The sequence below is a fragment of the Staphylococcus pasteuri genome (assembly GCF_030547725.1).
GTDB lineage: Bacteria > Bacillota > Bacilli > Staphylococcales > Staphylococcaceae > Staphylococcus > Staphylococcus pasteuri.
Genome location: NZ_JAUOQO010001074.1, coordinates 1 through 232 on the forward strand (window position 1 = coordinate 1; position 232 = coordinate 232).

General features: G+C 40.1%; 1 protein-coding gene. It reads right to left on the reverse strand.

What is annotated here, in order from left to right:
* A partial coding sequence (locus Q4528_RS16455; protein WP_303522870.1) for a hypothetical protein occupies positions 1-232 on the reverse strand: 232 nt, incomplete at both ends.

Below are 232 nucleotides of genomic sequence, written 5' to 3' on the forward strand. Positions count from 1 at the left end.
CTCTTACAGTAAATCTAGCTTCCACTTGCCCAGGACCTGCCGAACCATCTGCGGCATCTGGAACTAATAAATTTCTGCCAAAACGCACCAATCCACTAACTGCTAATTCTCTAAAGCCAGCGCAATCCCAACTTACAAAAGTACCTGTATCTCTTGGCATAGATGGTGCTTTAAGATTTAATCGAATATCATCGGTATAAGACAAATCTCTATCTAAAGGTAAATACAATTG